This window comes from Pseudomonas sp. LBUM1646, assembly GCF_059716165.1.
This window is the reverse complement of record NZ_CP166810.1, coordinates 922,812-939,620: the sequence shown is the minus strand read 5'-3', so window position 1 is coordinate 939,620 and position 16,809 is coordinate 922,812. Positions and strand designations below refer to the sequence as shown.

The 16,809-nt window shown below is 58.4% G+C and carries 15 protein-coding genes and 1 other RNA gene; 14 read left to right on the top strand and 2 right to left on the bottom strand.

Translation table 11 applies throughout. The annotated features are described in order from the left end of the window. Positions 1 to 86 precede the first annotated feature (86 nt). The 8 genes from ACA071_RS04025 (at position 87) to ACA071_RS03990 (ending at position 7,952) form a co-directional block, all read left to right on the top strand. The gene (locus ACA071_RS04025) at positions 87 to 911 is read left to right on the top strand and encodes a (Fe-S)-binding protein (protein ID WP_497643245.1); all 825 of its coding nucleotides are present in this window, start codon (positions 87 to 89) and stop codon (positions 909 to 911) included. Beyond that, positions 908 to 2,362: a LutB/LldF family L-lactate oxidation iron-sulfur protein gene (locus tag ACA071_RS04020; RefSeq protein ID WP_497643243.1), complete on the top strand. Its 1,455-nt coding sequence runs from the start codon at positions 908 to 910 to the stop codon at positions 2,360 to 2,362. The genes ACA071_RS04025 and ACA071_RS04020 overlap by 4 nt, the downstream gene beginning before the upstream one ends. Then, complete coding sequence (locus ACA071_RS04015) at positions 2,362 to 3,033, top strand: LutC/YkgG family protein (protein WP_497643241.1); 672 nt, start codon at positions 2,362 to 2,364, stop codon at positions 3,031 to 3,033. The genes ACA071_RS04020 and ACA071_RS04015 overlap by 1 nt, the downstream gene beginning before the upstream one ends. Then, positions 3,030 to 5,840 carry an FAD-binding and (Fe-S)-binding domain-containing protein gene (locus ACA071_RS04010; RefSeq protein ID WP_497643240.1) on the top strand — a complete coding sequence of 937 codons (2,811 nt, stop codon included), beginning with the start codon at positions 3,030 to 3,032 and terminating at the stop codon, positions 5,838 to 5,840. Before ACA071_RS04015 ends, ACA071_RS04010 begins: the two co-directional genes overlap by 4 nt. A 213-nt stretch (positions 5,841 to 6,053) precedes the next feature. Then, positions 6,054 to 6,332, top strand: a complete 279-nt coding sequence (locus tag ACA071_RS04005) for a PA2433 domain-containing protein (RefSeq protein WP_497643239.1) — start codon at positions 6,054 to 6,056, stop codon at positions 6,330 to 6,332. A 94-nt stretch (positions 6,333 to 6,426) separates the two neighbouring features. Continuing rightward, positions 6,427 to 6,824, top strand: a transfer-messenger RNA (tmRNA) gene (gene ssrA / locus ACA071_RS04000). A gap of 89 nt (positions 6,825 to 6,913) precedes the next feature. Beyond that, positions 6,914 to 7,390: an isochorismatase family protein gene (locus tag ACA071_RS03995; RefSeq protein WP_497643238.1), complete on the top strand. Its 477-nt coding sequence runs from the start codon at positions 6,914 to 6,916 to the stop codon at positions 7,388 to 7,390. Positions 7,391 to 7,583: 193 nt separating this feature from the next. Beyond that, complete coding sequence (locus tag ACA071_RS03990) at positions 7,584 to 7,952, top strand: DUF6124 family protein (RefSeq protein WP_497643237.1); 369 nt, start codon at positions 7,584 to 7,586, stop codon at positions 7,950 to 7,952. 54 nt (positions 7,953 to 8,006) lie between these two features. Here ACA071_RS03990 and ACA071_RS03985 read toward each other — a convergent pair whose 3' ends face one another. Continuing rightward, complete coding sequence (locus tag ACA071_RS03985; protein WP_497643236.1) at positions 8,007 to 8,909, bottom strand: nucleotidyl transferase AbiEii/AbiGii toxin family protein; 903 nt, start codon at positions 8,907 to 8,909, stop codon at positions 8,007 to 8,009. Beyond that, positions 8,896 to 9,465 carry a type IV toxin-antitoxin system AbiEi family antitoxin gene (abiEi, locus tag ACA071_RS03980; RefSeq protein WP_497643234.1) on the bottom strand — a complete coding sequence of 190 codons (570 nt, stop codon included), beginning with the start codon at positions 9,463 to 9,465 and terminating at the stop codon, positions 8,896 to 8,898. Before abiEi ends, ACA071_RS03985 begins: the two co-directional genes overlap by 14 nt. Before the next feature lie 194 nt (positions 9,466 to 9,659). Between abiEi and ACA071_RS03975 the strand changes: the two genes are divergently transcribed. The 6 genes from ACA071_RS03975 (at position 9,660) to ACA071_RS03950 (ending at position 16,657) form a co-directional block, all read left to right on the top strand. After that, positions 9,660 to 11,066, top strand: coding sequence for a DUF2252 domain-containing protein (locus ACA071_RS03975; protein WP_497643233.1), 1,407 nt, complete (start codon positions 9,660 to 9,662; stop codon positions 11,064 to 11,066). A gap of 501 nt (positions 11,067 to 11,567) precedes the next feature. Next, positions 11,568 to 12,002 carry a hypothetical protein gene (locus ACA071_RS03970; protein ID WP_497643232.1) on the top strand — a complete coding sequence of 145 codons (435 nt, stop codon included), beginning with the start codon at positions 11,568 to 11,570 and terminating at the stop codon, positions 12,000 to 12,002. Then, positions 11,999 to 13,459 carry an ATPase domain-containing protein gene (locus ACA071_RS03965; protein ID WP_497643231.1) on the top strand — a complete coding sequence of 487 codons (1,461 nt, stop codon included), beginning with the start codon at positions 11,999 to 12,001 and terminating at the stop codon, positions 13,457 to 13,459. Before ACA071_RS03970 ends, ACA071_RS03965 begins: the two co-directional genes overlap by 4 nt. 9 nt (positions 13,460 to 13,468) lie before the next feature. Further along, positions 13,469 to 14,491, top strand: coding sequence for a sensor histidine kinase (locus ACA071_RS03960; RefSeq protein WP_497643230.1), 1,023 nt, complete (start codon positions 13,469 to 13,471; stop codon positions 14,489 to 14,491). Positions 14,492 to 14,548: 57 nt separating this feature from the next. Continuing rightward, a complete protein-coding gene (gene rimJ, locus ACA071_RS03955) occupies positions 14,549 to 15,136 on the top strand; it encodes a ribosomal protein S5-alanine N-acetyltransferase (RefSeq protein ID WP_497643228.1) in 588 nt (195 codons plus the stop codon). Positions 15,137 to 15,217: 81 nt separating this feature from the next. Further along, on the top strand, positions 15,218 to 16,657 hold the full coding sequence (locus tag ACA071_RS03950) for an ArnT family glycosyltransferase (protein WP_497643227.1): 1,440 nt from the start codon (positions 15,218 to 15,220) through the stop codon (positions 16,655 to 16,657). Positions 16,658 to 16,809 lie beyond the last annotated feature (152 nt).

Here is a 16,809-nt window from a genome sequence, read left to right as displayed (position 1 = left end):
CGGTCTGTAAGGCTGCTGAAAGCTTCCGGCTCTATATTCAGCAGCCTCAACGGACGGATAACCGGGACCACCCGGAGACACGCCTGATGAGCGAGCTTTTTTACAACGCTGTGCCGAACGCGACCCGCGTTGCCCCGCCACTGCCCGAACCTCGGCAATACCCCAGCGAAAAACCGTCACGGGTCTATCTGTTCGGGACTTGCGTGGTGGATTTGTTCTACCCCGAAGCCGGGATGGACGCGATTCATCTGTTGGAACGTGAAGGCATTCGTGTCGAGTATCCGCAAGGGCAAAGCTGCTGCGGGCAACCGGCCTACACCTCCGGTTACACCGAACAAGCCCGGACCGTGGCGCGCTCGCAACTGGCGCTGTTTGCCGGGGATTATCCGGTGGTGGTGCCTTCGGGTTCTTGCGCAGGCATGTTGCGCGAACACTATGCCGACTTGTTCAAGGACGAGCCGGACACGTTGAAACAGGTTCAGGCCCTGGCGGGCCGGACCTACGAGCTGGCGGAGTTCCTGCTATTTGTCTGCAAGGTGCAGCTCAAGGACAGCGGTAAACCGGTGAAAGTGGCGCTGCACACCTCGTGTTCGGCACGCCGCGAAATGAACACCCACCTGCATGGCAGCGAGTTGTTGGCGCAGTTGGGCAACGTGGAACGGGTCGAGCACAGCCACGAAAGTGAATGCTGTGGCTTTGGTGGGACTTTCAGCGTCCGTATGCCAGACATTTCCGGGGCGATGGTGGCTGACAAGACCCGTGCGTTGAAGGAATCCGGCGCGCACCAGTTACTCAGTGCCGATTGCGGCTGTTTGATGAACATCAACGGCTCGCTGGAGAAGCAGAAGGAAGCGTTGCGCGGCCAACACTTGGCCAGTTTCCTTTGGCAACGTACCGGGGGTGTTCGATGAACGCTTCCGCGATTATTCCTACGGTTGCTGTAGAAGAAGATTTTCGCAGCAGGGCTCACGAGGCTTTGGCTGACACGCAACTGCGAAACAACTTTCGCAGCGCGATGGATTCACTGATGACAAAACGGGCAGCGTCTTTCAGCGATGCCCATGAAAGAGAACATCTGCGAGTGCTGGGCAATGCTGTCCGCGCCCGTGCGTTATCCAAGTTGCCCGACCTGCTCGAGCAGCTTGAACAGAACCTGACCCGCAACGGTGTGACAGTGCACTGGGCGGAAACGGTGGACGAGGCCAATGGCATCGTCTTATCGATCATCCGCGCTCACGAGGGGCGGCAAGTGATCAAGGGTAAATCGATGGTCAGCGAAGAGATGGAGATGAATCATTTCCTCGCTGAACAGGGCATTGAATGCTTGGAATCGGACATGGGCGAGTACATCGTCCAGCTCGACCACGAGAAGCCTTCACACATTATTATGCCGGCGATCCACAAGAATGCCGGTCAGGTCGCGTCCTTGTTCCACGACAAACTTGGCGTGGAATACACCAAGGACGTTGACCAACTCATTCAGATCGGTCGCAAAGTCTTGCGACAGAAATTCTTCGAAGCGGACATCGGCGTCTCCGGCGTCAACTTCGCCGTGGCCGAAACCGGTACCTTGCTGCTGGTGGAAAACGAAGGCAACGGGCGCATGACGACTACTGTGCCGCCGGTACACATCGCCGTCACCGGTATCGAAAAAGTCGTTGAAAACCTGCGGGACGTAGTGCCTCTGTTGTCGCTGCTGACCCGCTCGGCCCTCGGCCAACCCATCACCACTTACGTCAACATGATCTCCGGCCCACGCAAGGAGCATGAACTCGACGGCCCGCAAGAAGTGCACCTGGTACTGCTCGACAACGGTCGCAGCCAGGCCTTCGCCGACAGCGAATTGCGCCAGACCCTGAACTGCATCCGCTGCGGCGCCTGTATGAATCATTGCCCGGTCTACACTCGAATCGGCGGCCACGCCTATGGGGAGGTTTACCCTGGGCCTATCGGAAAAATCATCACGCCGCACATGGTCGGCCTGGCGAAAGTCCCGGATCATCCGAGTGCGTCGTCGCTGTGTGGTGCTTGCGGTGAAGTCTGCCCGGTAAAAATACCGATCCCGGCATTGCTGCGGCGCCTACGGGAAGAGAACGTCAAAGCCCCGGACAGCCTGCATCAAGTCATGCGCGGCCAGGGCAGCAAGTACTCGCGCAAGGAACGCTTTATCTGGAACGCCTGGGCCACGCTCAACAGCTCGCCGACGCTGTATCGTCTGTTCGGCTTCTTCGCCACACGGCTGCGCGCGCTTGCACCGAGCAACGTCGGCCCATGGACGCAAAACCACAGCGCGCCAAAACCCGCTGCCCGCTCGCTGCATGACATGGCTCGCGAGCATCTGGCCAAACAGGGAGATCGTTGATGAGCGCCAAGCAAAATATCCTCGCGAAATTGAGGAATAGTCTTACCGGAACTACACCGGTGCCTGACGAGTTTGACGTCGAACTGGTGACCGCTCCCTACACCTACGCCCCTGAACAACGCATCCCGCAACTGCGCAAATTGATGGAAGCAGTGCACACCGAAATCCATCTGACCAAGGGCGAAGATTGGCCCGAATTACTGGCGCAACTTTTAAGGGATCGTCAGTTGCCGAGCCTGTTGATCGCGCCGACCACACCTCACGGGCAACGTGTCACTCTGCACTGGTCGAAAAATCCTGGTCTGCCAACGCTTAAAGCCTACGACCGTCCGGTAGAAGAATGGAAAGCCGAGTTGTTTAACGACACGCCGGCCAGCCTGACCACCACCCTCGGCGCAATCGCCGCGACAGGTAGTCTTATTCTGTGGCCGACGCGGGAAGAACCGCGCCTGATGAGCCTGGTCCCGCCGGTGCATTTCGCCCTACTCAAGGCCAGTGAAATCCGCGACAACTTCTATCAGGTGCAGCAGGAATTCGAGTGGGCCCAAGGCATGCCGACCAACGCTTTGCTGGTGTCCGGCCCATCAAAAACCGCCGACATCGAACAAGTACTGGCTTACGGCGCCCACGGCCCGAAAGACCTGGTGGTATTGATCCTGGAGGACCAATGACGTTACCGGCGGCTTTCCTGCGTGATGCGCAGCAACTGATTCCTCAAGACCGGCGTTTCGACGACCCGCTATCGACGCTGGCCTTCGGCACCGATGCCAGTTTCTATCGGCTGACTCCGCAACTGGTGATCCGTGTCGAGTCAGAAGACGAAGTGGTCGCCCTGCTGAAACTGGCGCAACGGGATCAGGTCCCGGTGACCTTTCGTGCGGCCGGCACCAGCCTGTCCGGGCAGGCCATCAGCGATTCGGTGTTGATCGTGTTGGGGGATAACTGGAACGGTCGCGAAATCCGTGGCCAAGGCACGCAAATCCGCCTGCAACCCGGCGTAATCGGCGCCCAGGCTAACGCTTGGCTCGCGCCGTTCGGACGCAAGATCGGCCCGGATCCGGCTTCGATCAACGCCTGCAAAATCGGCGGCATCGTCGCCAACAATGCCAGTGGCATGTGCTGCGGCACGGCGCAAAATACTTATCACACCTTGGCTGGCATCCGTCTGGTACTGGCCGATGGCAGCCGCCTCGATACCGAAGATGCCGCCAGTGTCGCGGCGTTTCGAAAGAGCCACTCCGAGCTGCTGGAACGTTTGACGACGCTGGGCCGCGAGACCCGCGCCAATTCCGAATTGGCTGCAAAAATTCGCCACAAATATCGACTGAAAAATACCACTGGCCTGTCGCTCAACGCCCTGGTGGATTTCGACGAGCCTGTGGATATCTTGAGCCACCTGCTGGTGGGCTCCGAAGGCACCCTCGGGTTTATCAGCGCGGTGACCTACGACACGGTGATCGACCACCCGAACAAAGCCTCGGCGTTGATCGTCTTCCCGGACGTGGAAACCTGCTGCAACGCTGTCACCGTGCTGAAAAGCCAACCGGTGTCGGCCGTGGAACTGCTGGACCGTCGTAGTCTGCGTTCGGTACAGGACAAACCCGGCATGCCGGCTTTCGTACAACAGCTGTCGAATAATGCCTGCGCCCTACTGATCGAATCCCGCGCCGCCTCGTCCACTTTACTGCGCGAACAACTGGCGCAGATCATGGCTTCCGTGGCCTTGTTCCCAGTGGAGAAACAAGTCGACTTCACCGAAGACCCACTGGAAAACGCCCGGCTCTGGGCGATCCGCAAGGACACCTTCCCCGCAGTCGGCGCGGTGCGCAAAACCGGCACCACGGTGATCATCGAGGACGTGACCTTTCCGGTGGAACAGTTGGCCATCGGCGTGAACCGCTTGATCGAGTTGTTCGACAAACATCACTACGACGAGGCGATCCTTTTCGGACACGCGCTGGAAGGCAATCTGCACTTCGTTTTCACCCAAGGCTTCAACAACCCGGAAGAAGTCGCACGCTACCAGGCGTTCATGGACGACGTGGCGCAACTGGTCGCCGTGGAGTTCGGCGGCTCGCTGAAGGCTGAGCACGGCACCGGTCGCAACATGGCACCCTTCGTCGAACTGGAATGGGGCAGCGACGCCTATCAATTGATGTGGCAACTCAAACGCCTGCTCGATCCGAACGGCATTCTCAACCCGGACGTGGTGCTCAGCGACGATCCGCAAATCCACCTCAAACACCTGAAGCCGCTGCCGGCGGCCGACGAGATTGTGGACAAGTGCATCGAGTGCGGTTTTTGCGAGCCGGTCTGCCCCTCGAAAGGCCTGACCCTGAGCCCACGCCAGCGCATCGTGATCTGGCGCGACATTCAGGCGAAGAAACGCGCCGGCGTCGACACCTCGGAACTGGAAGCCGCTTACGAATACCAGGGCATCGACACCTGCGCAGCGACCGGACTCTGTGCTCAACGTTGCCCTGTAGGAATTAACACTGGCGAGCTAGTGAAAAAGCTCCGCGGCCGTAACGCGACTCATACGAAAACTGCCAACTGGCTGGAAGGCAATTTCGCTACGGCGCTGCAAGGTGCGCGCTTCACCCTGCACGTCGCCAATGGCGCGCGGATGCTGCTGGGGGCGCCACGGTTGGCGAAACTTTCGGCAACGCTGACGAAGCTGTCCAAAGGTCACGTCCCGCAATGGACCAACGCCATGCCGCAGCCGGAAAAAGCCATTCGCTTCAGCCCGACCGTGTCGGACGAACGCCCTCGTGTGGTGTACCTGGCGGCGTGTGTCTCGCGGGTCATGGGCCCCGCTGCCGGTGATAAAGAGCAAATGTCGTTGTACGACAAAACCCGTGGGCTGCTGGAAAAGGCCGGTTACCAAGTGGTCTTTCCCGACAATCAGGACAGCCTCTGCTGCGGCCAGCCGTTCGCCTCCAAGGGCTACGCCGAGCAAGCCGAACACAAACGCCAGGAACTGATCGGCGCGTTGCTGCACGCCAGTCGCGGCGGACTCGATCCTATTTACTGCGACACCAGTCCGTGCACGTTACGGCTTGTTCAAGATTTGGGCGATGTTCGCCTGGACCTGTACGACCCGGTCCGATTCATCCGCACTCACCTGATGGATCGACTCGACTTCACGCCGCAGGAAGCACCGATTGCGGTGCACGTCACTTGCAGCACCCAGCATCTTGGCGAGAGCCAGGCGTTGATCGATCTGGCGCGCAAGTGCAGCAAAAACGTAGTCATCCCTGAAGGCATTCATTGCTGCGGATTTGCCGGTGACAAGGGCTTCACCACGCCTGAGCTGAACGCTCATTCCCTGCGCACGCTCAAGGATGCGGTGCAGCAGTGCAGCGAGGGGATTTCTACCAGCCGGACCTGTGAGATTGGTCTGACGCAACACGGTGGAATTGACTACCACGGGCTGGTCTATCTGGTGGATCGGGTTACCCGAGCCAAATCGACTTGAAGCCTTTTCACTAGTGAAAAGGGGCGAATGCGCCCCTTTTTAGTGCTCTTTTCTCCGATTAAGTGGCTTTTCATAGCCTTTTTTAAAAAAACCGAATTCCTGAGCATGCCCGCAGTCTTTTAGTTAAGCCCCAACGAACGTGGCTAATCAAGACCTCGGCAGAGCAGCCAGAAAGCCCGGCGGCACCGAGACCATCAGCTCAAGGAGATACCCATGAAAAGTACCGCACTCGCTGGTCTGTTCATTTCCGCTGCAATGTTGGCCTCTCCCGTATTCGCTGCGGACAACAACCTCTGTACCGCCAAGGTGCAAGAACTCAAAGACAAAGTGACTTCACTGCCGGCAACGTCCGAAAACACCAAGATGGAACTCAATAGATTGCTCGCCAGCGCTCAGGCATCGCAAGCCGCCGGCGATGATAAGAAATGTGTCACCGAAGCCACGCAGGCGCTGTCGCGCGCCGACAAACTGTCCAACGAACCGAACCCATAATCAGTCGAGGCCAACCTTCGGGTTGGCCTTCTGAGCTGCGTTGGCGTACACTGCGCAGGCTTGTTGCTCACTTGATTCACCGAGCAACAGGCACGGGGCCGTTTAGGATTCGACGCCGGTCGCGAAACTTTAGGTGCATGCCGAGTTGGTAACAGAACTCGTAAATCCACTGTTGCAACTACTTATAGTTGCCAATGACGAAACCTACGGCCAGGAATTCTCTCTCGCTGCGTAAGCAGCTTTAGATCCTGAGCTTCTGGTACCTTCGGGTCCAGCAATCACCAGGGGATGTCTGTAAACCCAAAGTGATTGTCATATAGAACAGAATCGCCGTGCAGTACGTTGTGGACGAAGCGGCTAAAACTTACACAACTCGCCCAAAGCACCCTGCCCTTCGGGTCGCTGAGGGTTAACTTAATAGAAACGGCTACGCATGTAGTACCGACAGCGGAGTACTGGCGGACGGGGGTTCAAATCCCCCCGGCTCCACCAAATACGAAGTCAAACAAAACCCGCCAAGTGCGGGTTTTGTTGCATCTGGGGTATGACAAACCATCGCCGCCCCCCTCCTCGGAGAAGCCATGTACCAAGCCCTCCTCATCATCGACGTCCAACCCAGCTTCGCCCCACCCCAATGGCTCATCGACGGCATCCAGACACTCGTTGGCACCTTGCCCAGCGTCGCCACCGTCGAGCGCCACGACGAATCCAAAACCCCGTTCCAAAGGCAGCTCGGCTGGCACCCTGCGCCGGACGACGACAGCCTGATCCAGGCTGATCGCATCTTCATCAAGCACGGTTATGCGCCGTCGCCGGAAACCATCGAATATCTGAAAAGCCTGAAAGTGGATCGGGTATTGGTCTGCGGACTACAGACCGAGACCTGTTGCCTGGCAGCGGGGTTTGCGTTGTTCGATGCGGGGTTGCAGCCGACGTTGATTACGGATTTGACCGTGGGGTCGTCGCTGGATCGGACGGGTGGGTTGGGGGTGCGGCTTTGGGAGCATCATTTCAAGCACACGGTGAGATCGAGTGAGTTGCAATCAACGTCAAGCTGACATGGGGCTGCTGTTCCACCCCTGTGGATGGGGCCTACTCACCACGTCCTAGGACATTTCCCTCAAGTTCTGTCGAACTCCATGAAGTATCGAGCAGCGGTCTGAGTGGATAACCTCCCATTTGTGTTGCAACCCGGCGAACGGTTTGACAGGCCGTAAAGCATAGGGACACCCAACCTTCCGGAGTTCTTCCATGAAAAAGCCCCGCCTGACCTTGATTAAAAATCCGAACCCTCCAGCATCGGACGCTCTCGATCTGACCCAGTTGTCCGAGGAAATCCAACGCCGCGTCAGCGCTCGCTTGAGCGACCCGAAACGATCTGTTCCAACAGGAAGTATTTTCGCGGTTAACCCCGACGTCGACGCACCTACCCTGCTCGCTTACGCCAGTCAAAACCTGGCCTCAATGAAAGCCATGTCCACCGATCTGGCCGCCCAGCTCGAAGGTCCACATCGCAACAAGGCATTGGCGATTCAGCGGCTGGCTGTTTTGGCAGAGTTGTTGGTCAATCAAGCGCTGAAAAATATCGGCACGCCTGAATCCAGGATCAGACCGGTCTGACACTGAGCGGGCGACCTCACCGAGGTCGTCCATTTTTGATTTCTACATCGCGCGTCACATCTTGAATTCAAAGCCCTGAACACGCTCATCGCCCCGCAGCGCTTTCTCTGTGATCACATACAAAGCATGGATATGCCCAACCAGGAACGTCCAGAACGTCGGTTCATTCACGGTTTGCGCCACTAACTCGCCGGGCAGGAACCGACTCATCTCCTTGCGAAACTCGACGACCACTTTCGGGTCAGCATCAAGCTGTGTTGAGCGCGCCTTGAACAACGCCAGGAACTCGACCTGCTCGCAATGATGATCGATCAGCTTTTTGGCGATCAGATCCAAATGCGGTGTTATGCCTTGCTGACGCAGCCAGACCATATCCCAGAGATCACGGTTCTTGATCCGGTCAGGACGCAGGGCAAATGCCACGATTTTGTCAGCGTAAATTTCTTCTCGGGATTCTGCCTGCAAGATCAGACCACTCGTACCCATGTCTACTCCATACGGGTTAAGCAACTGCATAGGCTGGGGTTGATAGCTGGGTATAGAACACACGTCGATGTTGATGCGCTGTGCCGGGAGGTCTTTGCGTCCCGGGCGGGTTTGAATCTTCAGCTTCCAGGTATCGACATTACCTTCCTCACGAACAGGCTCACTCACTTCAACCTCAAGACCATATTTGGTTTTAAGGGTGGTGACTAATACATGGGCAAGCTCAGTCAGGCTTTCGCGATTGAAATCAGCGCCGCCGGTAAAATCCAGGTCTCCACTCAAACGATTGGAGCCATAACAGGCGCGCAAACAGGTGCCACCGATGAACGTCAGTTTGGCGAGCATTCCCGCAGCACTCAGTGCAAGCATGATGTCGTGATGCAGCAATTCCTTTTCCACCACGACTCGCAATGGCGCCAGGACCTGCTGGTTCTTTAATGCTTCATCTACCAGTTCATCAAACAAACTCATTGGCAACACTCCAATCGATCAAATCCATATTCCGTTTCGCGACTTTCATGTCTCGCAATGCTTGTTGCGGTGTTGCCCGCCACAATCGACAACGAGCGTCATAGTGCACCTGTCCCACCAGATTCTGAGGTTGCTGACGGGTGTGTACGAATTCAATGGTGCCCCATCGCCCACAGGAAATGGTGCTGCTGCGCCCGGATGACATGAGCGTGATCCAGTTGATGGGGATTTGTGAGATGACGCCGCTATCACTCAATGCTGTTTCAAGGCTGATGTAGTTGAACTGCATGGCACGCAGCCTCGCCGCCGCATGAAACAGCACCAGACCGCTGGAAGGCTTGGCCGCTTCGAACAAATAGAGCCCTCGACATATTCGCGTCAGATGACCTTCCGAGGCCGCACGGCTCAGCAAGGTTTTATAGGCACCATCGGAAATGTCCGACACCAACGCCCGAAGATCATCTGGAGTGAACAAATACCGTTCATCACTGGCCAGATGGGTCAGCTTGCGGAATAGGCGCCCCATTGGCTGACTAGAGTTTGAATGTGGCTGCATGCCGATGACCCTACAGAAGGTTTCACTTAATGTAACTTATCGTTGAGTCACTGCAAACGCCATTGGTCTTTCAGATCAGGAATGGCTCCAAATCAAGAATATGGGATTCAGGCAGCATCTCTTCGGATGAACACCTGAAGCCCTTCTACACTCACTTCGCATCCGCCCCCAAAACGCAAACCGATGAGCCCCCCATGACCACCCTCAAAGACCGCCTCAAGCAAGGCAAGGACGCGCGGAAAAACTGCCCCCGCAACACCCAGTCGTCCCTCGGCAACATCAACCGCGACCCGCTGCCATTGATCAAGGTGTCCAGCGAGGGCCGTATAAAGTCGCTGATCGAGTTGCGCTACGGCCGTATGTTGGTTTCGCCTTTCACCTTTTATCGTGGCAACGCCCTGCTCCAGGCTCACGACCTGGCCGGGACCTCCAGCATGGGGCTGATATCACCCATTTGCGGTGACAGTCACTTGATGAACTTCGGCGGTTTCGCCACGCCGGAGCGCAATCTGCTGTTCAGCCTCAATGACTTCGACGAAGCGTACCCTGGGCACTGGGAGTGGGATCTTAAAAGGTTGGTGGCGAGTTTCCTGATAGCGGCGAAGGACCTGCGGCACGGCGACACGGTCGAGGAAGAGGTCTGCCGCCAAGTGGTCGCGGCCTATCAAAAGACCATGGCCGAGTGCGCTGAGCAGAGCGCCATGGAAACCTGGTACGAGTCCATCAGCTATGACGATTTGCTGGAGCAAGCGAGCAAAGCCACGCTGGAACATGTGGAGCGGGCCATAGAGAAAGCCGAACGACGCACCCACGCCGAGTTGCTGCCAAAAATCTGCGAGCGTGACGCCAATGGCCGTCTGACGATTCGCGATGACTTGCCGGAAATCTTCCACCTGCATAAAAACACCACGCTGCTGGATGCCGATGATGACTGGCTGCGACTCTCGGACTGGAAGCCGCTTTTCGAGACGTTCATGGGCGACTATCGAGGCACCCTGCAAGCGGATCGGCGTGAGTTGTTGTCGCGGTTTCATGCCCACGATATGGCGTTCAAAGTGGTGGGCGTGGGCAGTGTCGGCACGCGTTGCCTGGTGGCGCTGTTGACCGACGAACAGGAGAACCCGCTGTTCCTGCAATTCAAGGAAGCACGACGCTCAGTGCTCGCCGGTTACATCAAGACCAAGTCGCGGGGGCAGCACGAGGGTCAGCGCGTGGTGAATGGCCAACGGTTGATGCAATCGGCCAGTGACCTGTTTCTCGGCTGGACCACCGGGCCCAGTGGTCGGCACTTTTATGTGCGCCAACTTCGGGACATGAAAGTCTCGGCGGAAATCGAGACGTTCGACGCAGAAACCTTCGCCGCCTACGGACGGACCTGTGGCCGCGCCCTGGCCCGGGCCCACGCCAAATCGTCAGGGCACGCCGCGCAGGTCAGCGGTTACATCGGCAAAAGCGATGCGCTGGCCGATGCGCTGTTCAAGTACGCCAAAGGCTATACCCGACAGAACGAGCAGGACTTCGAGCTTTTTCAGAAGGCCTGTCGCAAGGGGCGCTTGCAGGCGCGCTCGGAGGCGGACTTTGCGGCGGATCATTTGCCATAAACATTGCGATGGGCCCCAGCAGATGAATTTTTCTTCACCCAATCGCCCCGCGCCAACCGGTACAGTGCCCTCGCTCATTCAAGAAACTACGGTTTGCCCGCCCTCCCGCGGGCTTTTTTTTGCCTGGCGATTGCCCCCCGATGGGAGCTGCCGAAGGCTGCGATCTTTTGATCTGGTTTTTTTAAGATCAAGATCAAAAGATCGCAGCCTTCGGCAGCTCCTACGAGTGTTTCAGTCGATACAACGCGGGATCCGGCGCCCTCAAACTCATCAGGGGCTGGTCTGTAGCAAACGAAAAATCCATGTTCATCCTTAAAACAGCCTCCATGCTCGCCCACCACGACGAGATTCAAAGGTTTGTGCGGTAAATCCGTGGATTTTATAGATCCACAGCCTGGAAGTGCCCGATTTACCCACCTTTGCGCAATCACTGATGCAAATCACTCCCCCACCCTCCATAGGGTGTACCATCAGTACCTGTCAATCAGATATCAGTTAGCCATGTCCACGCTAAGCGAAGAGAGCCGCCAGATCGTAGCTTCTCTGGCGCACCGTGTTGGTCCCAACGCTGACACTGCAAGAATCGCCCAGGCGATCGTTTCCACCTTGCAGGATATGAACACAGCCCTCACGCCTATCATCGGCCAGCAAGGGGTTGTCGCGCTCTTTCGTCGCAGCCTCCACCTCTGCGTCTCCACCCATCCGCGTCTGGCCGGCACCTATGACAGTGTGCAGGCCGCGCTGGATCTGATTGCCCTCAAATCCGTACTCGTCGAGCAAAGCGAAGTCGAAGCACTGTTCTTCGGTGAAGTACTGCTGACCACGTTTTACGAGTTACTGACAACGCTGATCGGGCCTTCGCTCACCGCACGTTTGCTTCGTGGCATGTGGGAACCTTCTTTGAGCGACACCCTTTCGCAGGAAAATTCGCCATGAGCACCAAAGTGACTATCAACCGACTGGCTACCGGCGTGCCAGGACTGGACGAGGTGCTGGGCGGAGGTTTGCCGGAGTTTTCGTTCAACCTGATTGCCGGCCCCCCAGGCTGCGGCAAAACCACCCTGGCGCATCAGATGATGTTTGCTCTGGCAACGCCTGAACGCCCGGCGTTGTTCTTTACCGTACTCGGCGAGCCGCCGCTGAAGATGCTGCGTTACCAGCAGCAATTCGACTTTTTCGACAGCGAAGCGATCAACCAGTCGATTCGCTACGTCAACCTGGCCGACGATACCCTGGCCGGGGATCTGGATGAGGTGCTGCGGCGCATCGTCAGTGAGGTCGAGGCTCACTCTCCGTCACTGGTCTTTGTCGACTCGTTCCGCTCCGTGGTGCTGGCCAGCCAGACCCAGGACAACCCCAACAACAACCTGCCGCAGTTCGTTCAGCAACTGGGCATGTTGATGACCACCTGGCAGGCGACGACCTTCCTGATTGGCGAATATTTCACCGAAACCGACACTAACCCGATTTTCACCGTGGCCGACGGCCTGATCTGGCTGCGCCAGAGCGTCCAGCGCAACTCGATGGTGCGCAAGATGGAAATCATGAAGATGCGCGGCCAGCCGACATTGCCGGGGCTGCACACCTTCCGCATCGCCACGTCGGGGATCAAGGTCTTTGCGCCAGCACCCTTCAACCTGGTTGAAGCGCCGCTGGAATTCCCGATCAAACGCCTGAAAATGGGCGTGCCGCAGCTCGACGAAATGCTCGGCGGCGGTCTGCCCCGGGGTTATTCGTTGCTGGTCGCAGGGCCATCGGGCTCGGGCAAAAGCATTCTGGCGGCGACCTTCCTCGCCGAAGGCGCACGCAATGGCGAAACCGGTGTGATCGCGGTGTTCGAACAACGCCCCAACCACTCGCAAAACGCCACATTGGCCAACCTGATCCAGAGTGGTCAGGTCAGTTTGGTAGACAGCCGCGCGCCGGACCTGTCCATCGACGAAATCGTCCAGTTGCTGCTCAGCGAAATCAGCCGACTGAAAGCCACTCGCGTGGTGATCGATTCGCTGTCGGGCTTCGAACTGGCACTGGCGCCGACCTTCCGCGAAGACTTCCGCGAGTCGCTGTCGCGCATGGTCACTGCACTGACCAGTGCCGGGGTCAGCGTGTTGATGACGTCGGAGCTGGAAGACCGCTATACCGACTTGCGTTTCAGCCCTTACGGCACGGCGTTCCTGACCGACGCCATCATCGTTCAGCGCTATATTGAAGTAGAGAGCCGTTTGCTGCGCATCATGGCCGTGGTCAAGGTGCGCGCCAGCGCTCACTCCGATGAACTGCGCCTTTACAGCATCGACGATAAAGGCCTGCAAGTCGGTGATATGTTGCCGGATCAGGAAGGGTTGCTCGGGGGCCGCCCCACACGGCAGCTCGCCAGCCAAGACAAGGTGTAAACAAGGACTATGACTGAGGCCACTGGCACGAACGCACAAGCGATGGCGACAGCCGCTCGCGAGTTGTTCCTGATCGGCCAGAAAACCGTCGAAGCGCGCGCGGTGCTGGCGGCGCTGCAAAAAGAAATGAGCGACACCAACAATCGGTTGGTGGACGCCCAGCAAATCGAACAACTGGTTGAAGCCAATCAGCAATTGGTGCTGGCGATTCTCCTGGCGCAATCGGACGCAGAAAAACCCCTGCGTTCGAAAGAGGAGCAACGGCTGTTCCTGGAGATGCGCGAGGCCAACTCACAGCTGGTGATCGCCGCCCTCAGCGCACAAAACCTGCAAGCCTCGGCCGAACACACGCTGGCGCAGCAACGCAACATCCTCACGCTGGTGGCCCATGAGCTGCGCAACCCGCTGACGCCCATCAGCATGATTGCCGGCCGGCTGGTGCGGGTACCCAGCGAAGAGCTGCCGCGCATGCAGGCGCTGATCGAAGGCCAGGTGCAGCACATGTCGCGGCTGGTGGACGACTTGCTCGACGTGTCCCGCGCCAGCACCGGTAAACTGCGCCTCGACCGCCAGATCGTCGACATGGTCAAGATCATCCAGGGGGCTATCGAAGTGTGCAGCCCGGTGATGAACACCCGACAGCTGCATTTCAACGCCGTGCTGCCCTCGTGCGCGCTGACGGTGGACGGCGACCCGGTGCGCCTCACGCAGATCCTCGGCAACCTGCTGGGTAATGCGGCCAAGTACACACCGCCCGGGGGTCATGTCACGCTGTCGGTCACGGCCACAGCCGATGTGCTGGAGATGAGTATTTACGATGACGGCATCGGCATCTCCGCCCAGGCCTTGCCGTTTATCTTCGAGCCATTTGTGCAAGACGTGCATGCCATCGGCTTCAACGGCGCCGGCCTGGGCATCGGTCTGACGGTGGTTCGCGAGCTGGTCGAAGCCCATGGCGGCACCGTCGTCGGCATGAGCGACGGCGATGGCCAGGGCAGTACCTTTATCGTGACATTGCCGCTGGTGGTTTGAATTTTTCCGCTGGCCACGTAATGCTTGCGCGACGATCCCCGCGAACCGGAGCGCTGTATGCCGCTGTTGTCCCTGCCCTGCAAACGCCTGACGCTGGCGGTGCTCGACCCTGAACAGGCGGCACTGGAAAGCGACTTCTACCGGCGCAATCAAAGGCACCTCGCCCGCTGGTCCCCGATTCGCCCCGCCGATTACCACAGCCCTGAACGCATCCGCCCACGTCTTGAAGTGCAAGCCAGCGCTCTTGCCGCCGGCCTGGCAGTACATTTCGCGCTGCTGGACCCGGACAACGGCCAGATGATCGGCGCCTGCAATTTCAGCGGTATCACCCGTGGGGCGTTCCAGGCCTGCTATCTCGGTTACCACATCGACGAATCCCATCAGGGCCGGGGCTTGATGCAGGAAGCCCTGGAAGCGGGCATCCGCTACATGTTCGAAGAGCAGCAACTGCACCGGATCATGGCCAATTACATCCCGGGCAATGAACGCAGTGCGCGGTTGCTCGATCGCCTGGGATTTGAACGTGAGGGCTACGCCAAGGCCTACCTGAGTATCGCCGGGCGCTGGCAGGATCATGTGCTGACAGCGTTGATCAATGAGCGCTTTGAAGCCCTGGAACAGCGCTGGTCCCGACCGCTCACGTAATAGTCGTATCCGTTCACAATTTGTTAAGCATTCGCCCCGTATGCTCGGGCTTCCCGTTTCCTTGTCCGGTAACAGAAGCCTATGTCGCGTGCCGCCTCTTCACTGTTTCTGCTGGCCGTCCTGCTGTTTTTCTTCGCCCTGGGCAATCATCAACTGCAAGGCTCCACCGAAGCCCGGGTCGCCGGGATCGCTATGGAAATGCACCTGGATGATGACTGGGTGACGCCACGCCTGTTCGGCGAACCTTTCCTGGAGAAACCGCCCCTGAGCCTGTGGCTCGATGCCGGGGCGATCCGTGCCTTTGGCGGCACGCCGTGGGCAGTGCGGTTGGCCTCGGCATTTGCCGGGCTGTTCAGCGTGATGGTGTTGTACGGCATGCTGCGCCGGTTTGGTCGGCCTAAGGCCATTGCCTGGACCGCCGGGATTTTGCTGGCGACCATGGCCAGTTACTGGAGCAACGTGCGTGGTGTCGGTGAAGACGCCTTGCTCGCTCTCGGTGTGACCATGGCACTGCTGGCTTTTTTTCAGGGACAGCGGCATTCCACGGTGGGCAACGCCTTGTTGTTCGCTGTCGGGATTGCCATTGCGACCCTGAGCAAAGGCGTGCTGGGACTGGCAATGCCCGGCGTGGTGATCTTCGCGTTTTTACTGGCCGAGAGCCTGATGGACAAACGCCTGAAAATCACCGACTGGCTACGTCCCGGCCTGTTGACGCTGGTGGGGCTGATCCCGCTGATGATCTGGCTCGCCGTGCTCTATCAACGCGGCGGCGCACATGCCGTAGGCGAAGTACTGCTGACCAACAGCGTCGGTCGTTTCAACGGTTCGTTCGTCGAAGCCGGACATTACGAGCCGTTCTACTATTACCTGGCCAAGTTGCCGGAAGCGTTCCTGCCCTGGAACATTCTGGTGTACCTGGGGTTGTGGCACTTTCGCAAAAGCCTGATGGCCAATCGTTACTTGCTGTTTTTCACCCTGTGGATCCTGGCGCAGTTCGTCATGCTGACGTTGGCGTCGAGCAAGCGCACGGTGTACTTGATGTCGATGACGCCTGCGGCGGCAGTGATTGCGGCGGAGTATGCCCGTGTCCTGCTTGAAAGGCTGAAGGCCCGCGAGGGTGCCTCTACCCTGGTCGGCCGTATCGCCCGACACCGACAAGGCTTGGCCGCGGGTTTGCTCGCGGTGGTGATCGCCAGCTACCTGGCAGCCGCGCAATGGGCAATGCCCCGGGCTGACGTCGCGTTGTCCTTCCTGCCGCTGACCGAGCAGATTCAGACGCTACAGGCCAACGGGCAGCAAGTCGCCTTGTTCCAGGCCAATGAACGGGTCGGCGGTGCCACCGTGTTCTATACGCAGAAGGTGCTCAAGGGGTTGGACACCGAGGCGCAGTTGCATGAGTTTCTGAAGGCATCGCCGACCAACGTGGCGGTGATGTCTGGCGAAAGCGAACCGGCCGCGCCGCTGAAGGTGCTCAAAATCATGATGGTCGGGCGGCAGCCGTATTACTTCGTCGGGGAGTGACACCGCGTAATCGTTCATCGCGAGCAAGCTCACCCCCACACTGATCGCATGAACACCGAAGATCCACTGTGGGAGCGAGCTTGCTCGCGAAGGTAATCTCCCAGCCACCGCCTGCTCCCAAGCCAGACAACAAAAAACCCGCCACCCTGGAT

Bases quoted from the DNA above. Each gene is read 5' to 3' on its own strand.
- ACA071_RS04025 (WP_497643245.1), top strand. From the start codon at position 87: ATGAGCGAGCTTTTTTACAACGCTGTGCCGAACGCGACCCGCGTTGCC.
- ACA071_RS04020 (WP_497643243.1), top strand. From the start codon at position 908: ATGAACGCTTCCGCGATTATTCCTACGGTTGCTGTAGAAGAAGATTTT.
- ACA071_RS03970 (WP_497643232.1), top strand. From the start codon at position 11,568: ATGTCCACGCTAAGCGAAGAGAGCCGCCAGATCGTAGCTTCTCTGGCG.
- ACA071_RS03985 (WP_497643236.1), bottom strand. From the start codon at position 8,909: ATGAGTTTGTTTGATGAACTGGTAGATGAAGCATTAAAGAACCAGCAG.
- ACA071_RS04005 (WP_497643239.1), top strand. From the start codon at position 6,054: ATGAAAAGTACCGCACTCGCTGGTCTGTTCATTTCCGCTGCAATGTTG.
- rimJ (WP_497643228.1), top strand. From the start codon at position 14,549: ATGCCGCTGTTGTCCCTGCCCTGCAAACGCCTGACGCTGGCGGTGCTC.
- ACA071_RS03990 (WP_497643237.1), top strand. From the start codon at position 7,584: ATGAAAAAGCCCCGCCTGACCTTGATTAAAAATCCGAACCCTCCAGCA.
- ACA071_RS03965 (WP_497643231.1), top strand. From the start codon at position 11,999: ATGAGCACCAAAGTGACTATCAACCGACTGGCTACCGGCGTGCCAGGA.
- ACA071_RS03975 (WP_497643233.1), top strand. From the start codon at position 9,660: ATGACCACCCTCAAAGACCGCCTCAAGCAAGGCAAGGACGCGCGGAAA.
- ACA071_RS03960 (WP_497643230.1), top strand. From the start codon at position 13,469: ATGACTGAGGCCACTGGCACGAACGCACAAGCGATGGCGACAGCCGCT.
- ACA071_RS03995 (WP_497643238.1), top strand. From the start codon at position 6,914: ATGTACCAAGCCCTCCTCATCATCGACGTCCAACCCAGCTTCGCCCCA.
- ACA071_RS03950 (WP_497643227.1), top strand. From the start codon at position 15,218: ATGTCGCGTGCCGCCTCTTCACTGTTTCTGCTGGCCGTCCTGCTGTTT.
- ACA071_RS04010 (WP_497643240.1), top strand. From the start codon at position 3,030: ATGACGTTACCGGCGGCTTTCCTGCGTGATGCGCAGCAACTGATTCCT.
- ACA071_RS04015 (WP_497643241.1), top strand. From the start codon at position 2,362: ATGAGCGCCAAGCAAAATATCCTCGCGAAATTGAGGAATAGTCTTACC.
- abiEi (WP_497643234.1), bottom strand. From the start codon at position 9,465: ATGCAGCCACATTCAAACTCTAGTCAGCCAATGGGGCGCCTATTCCGC.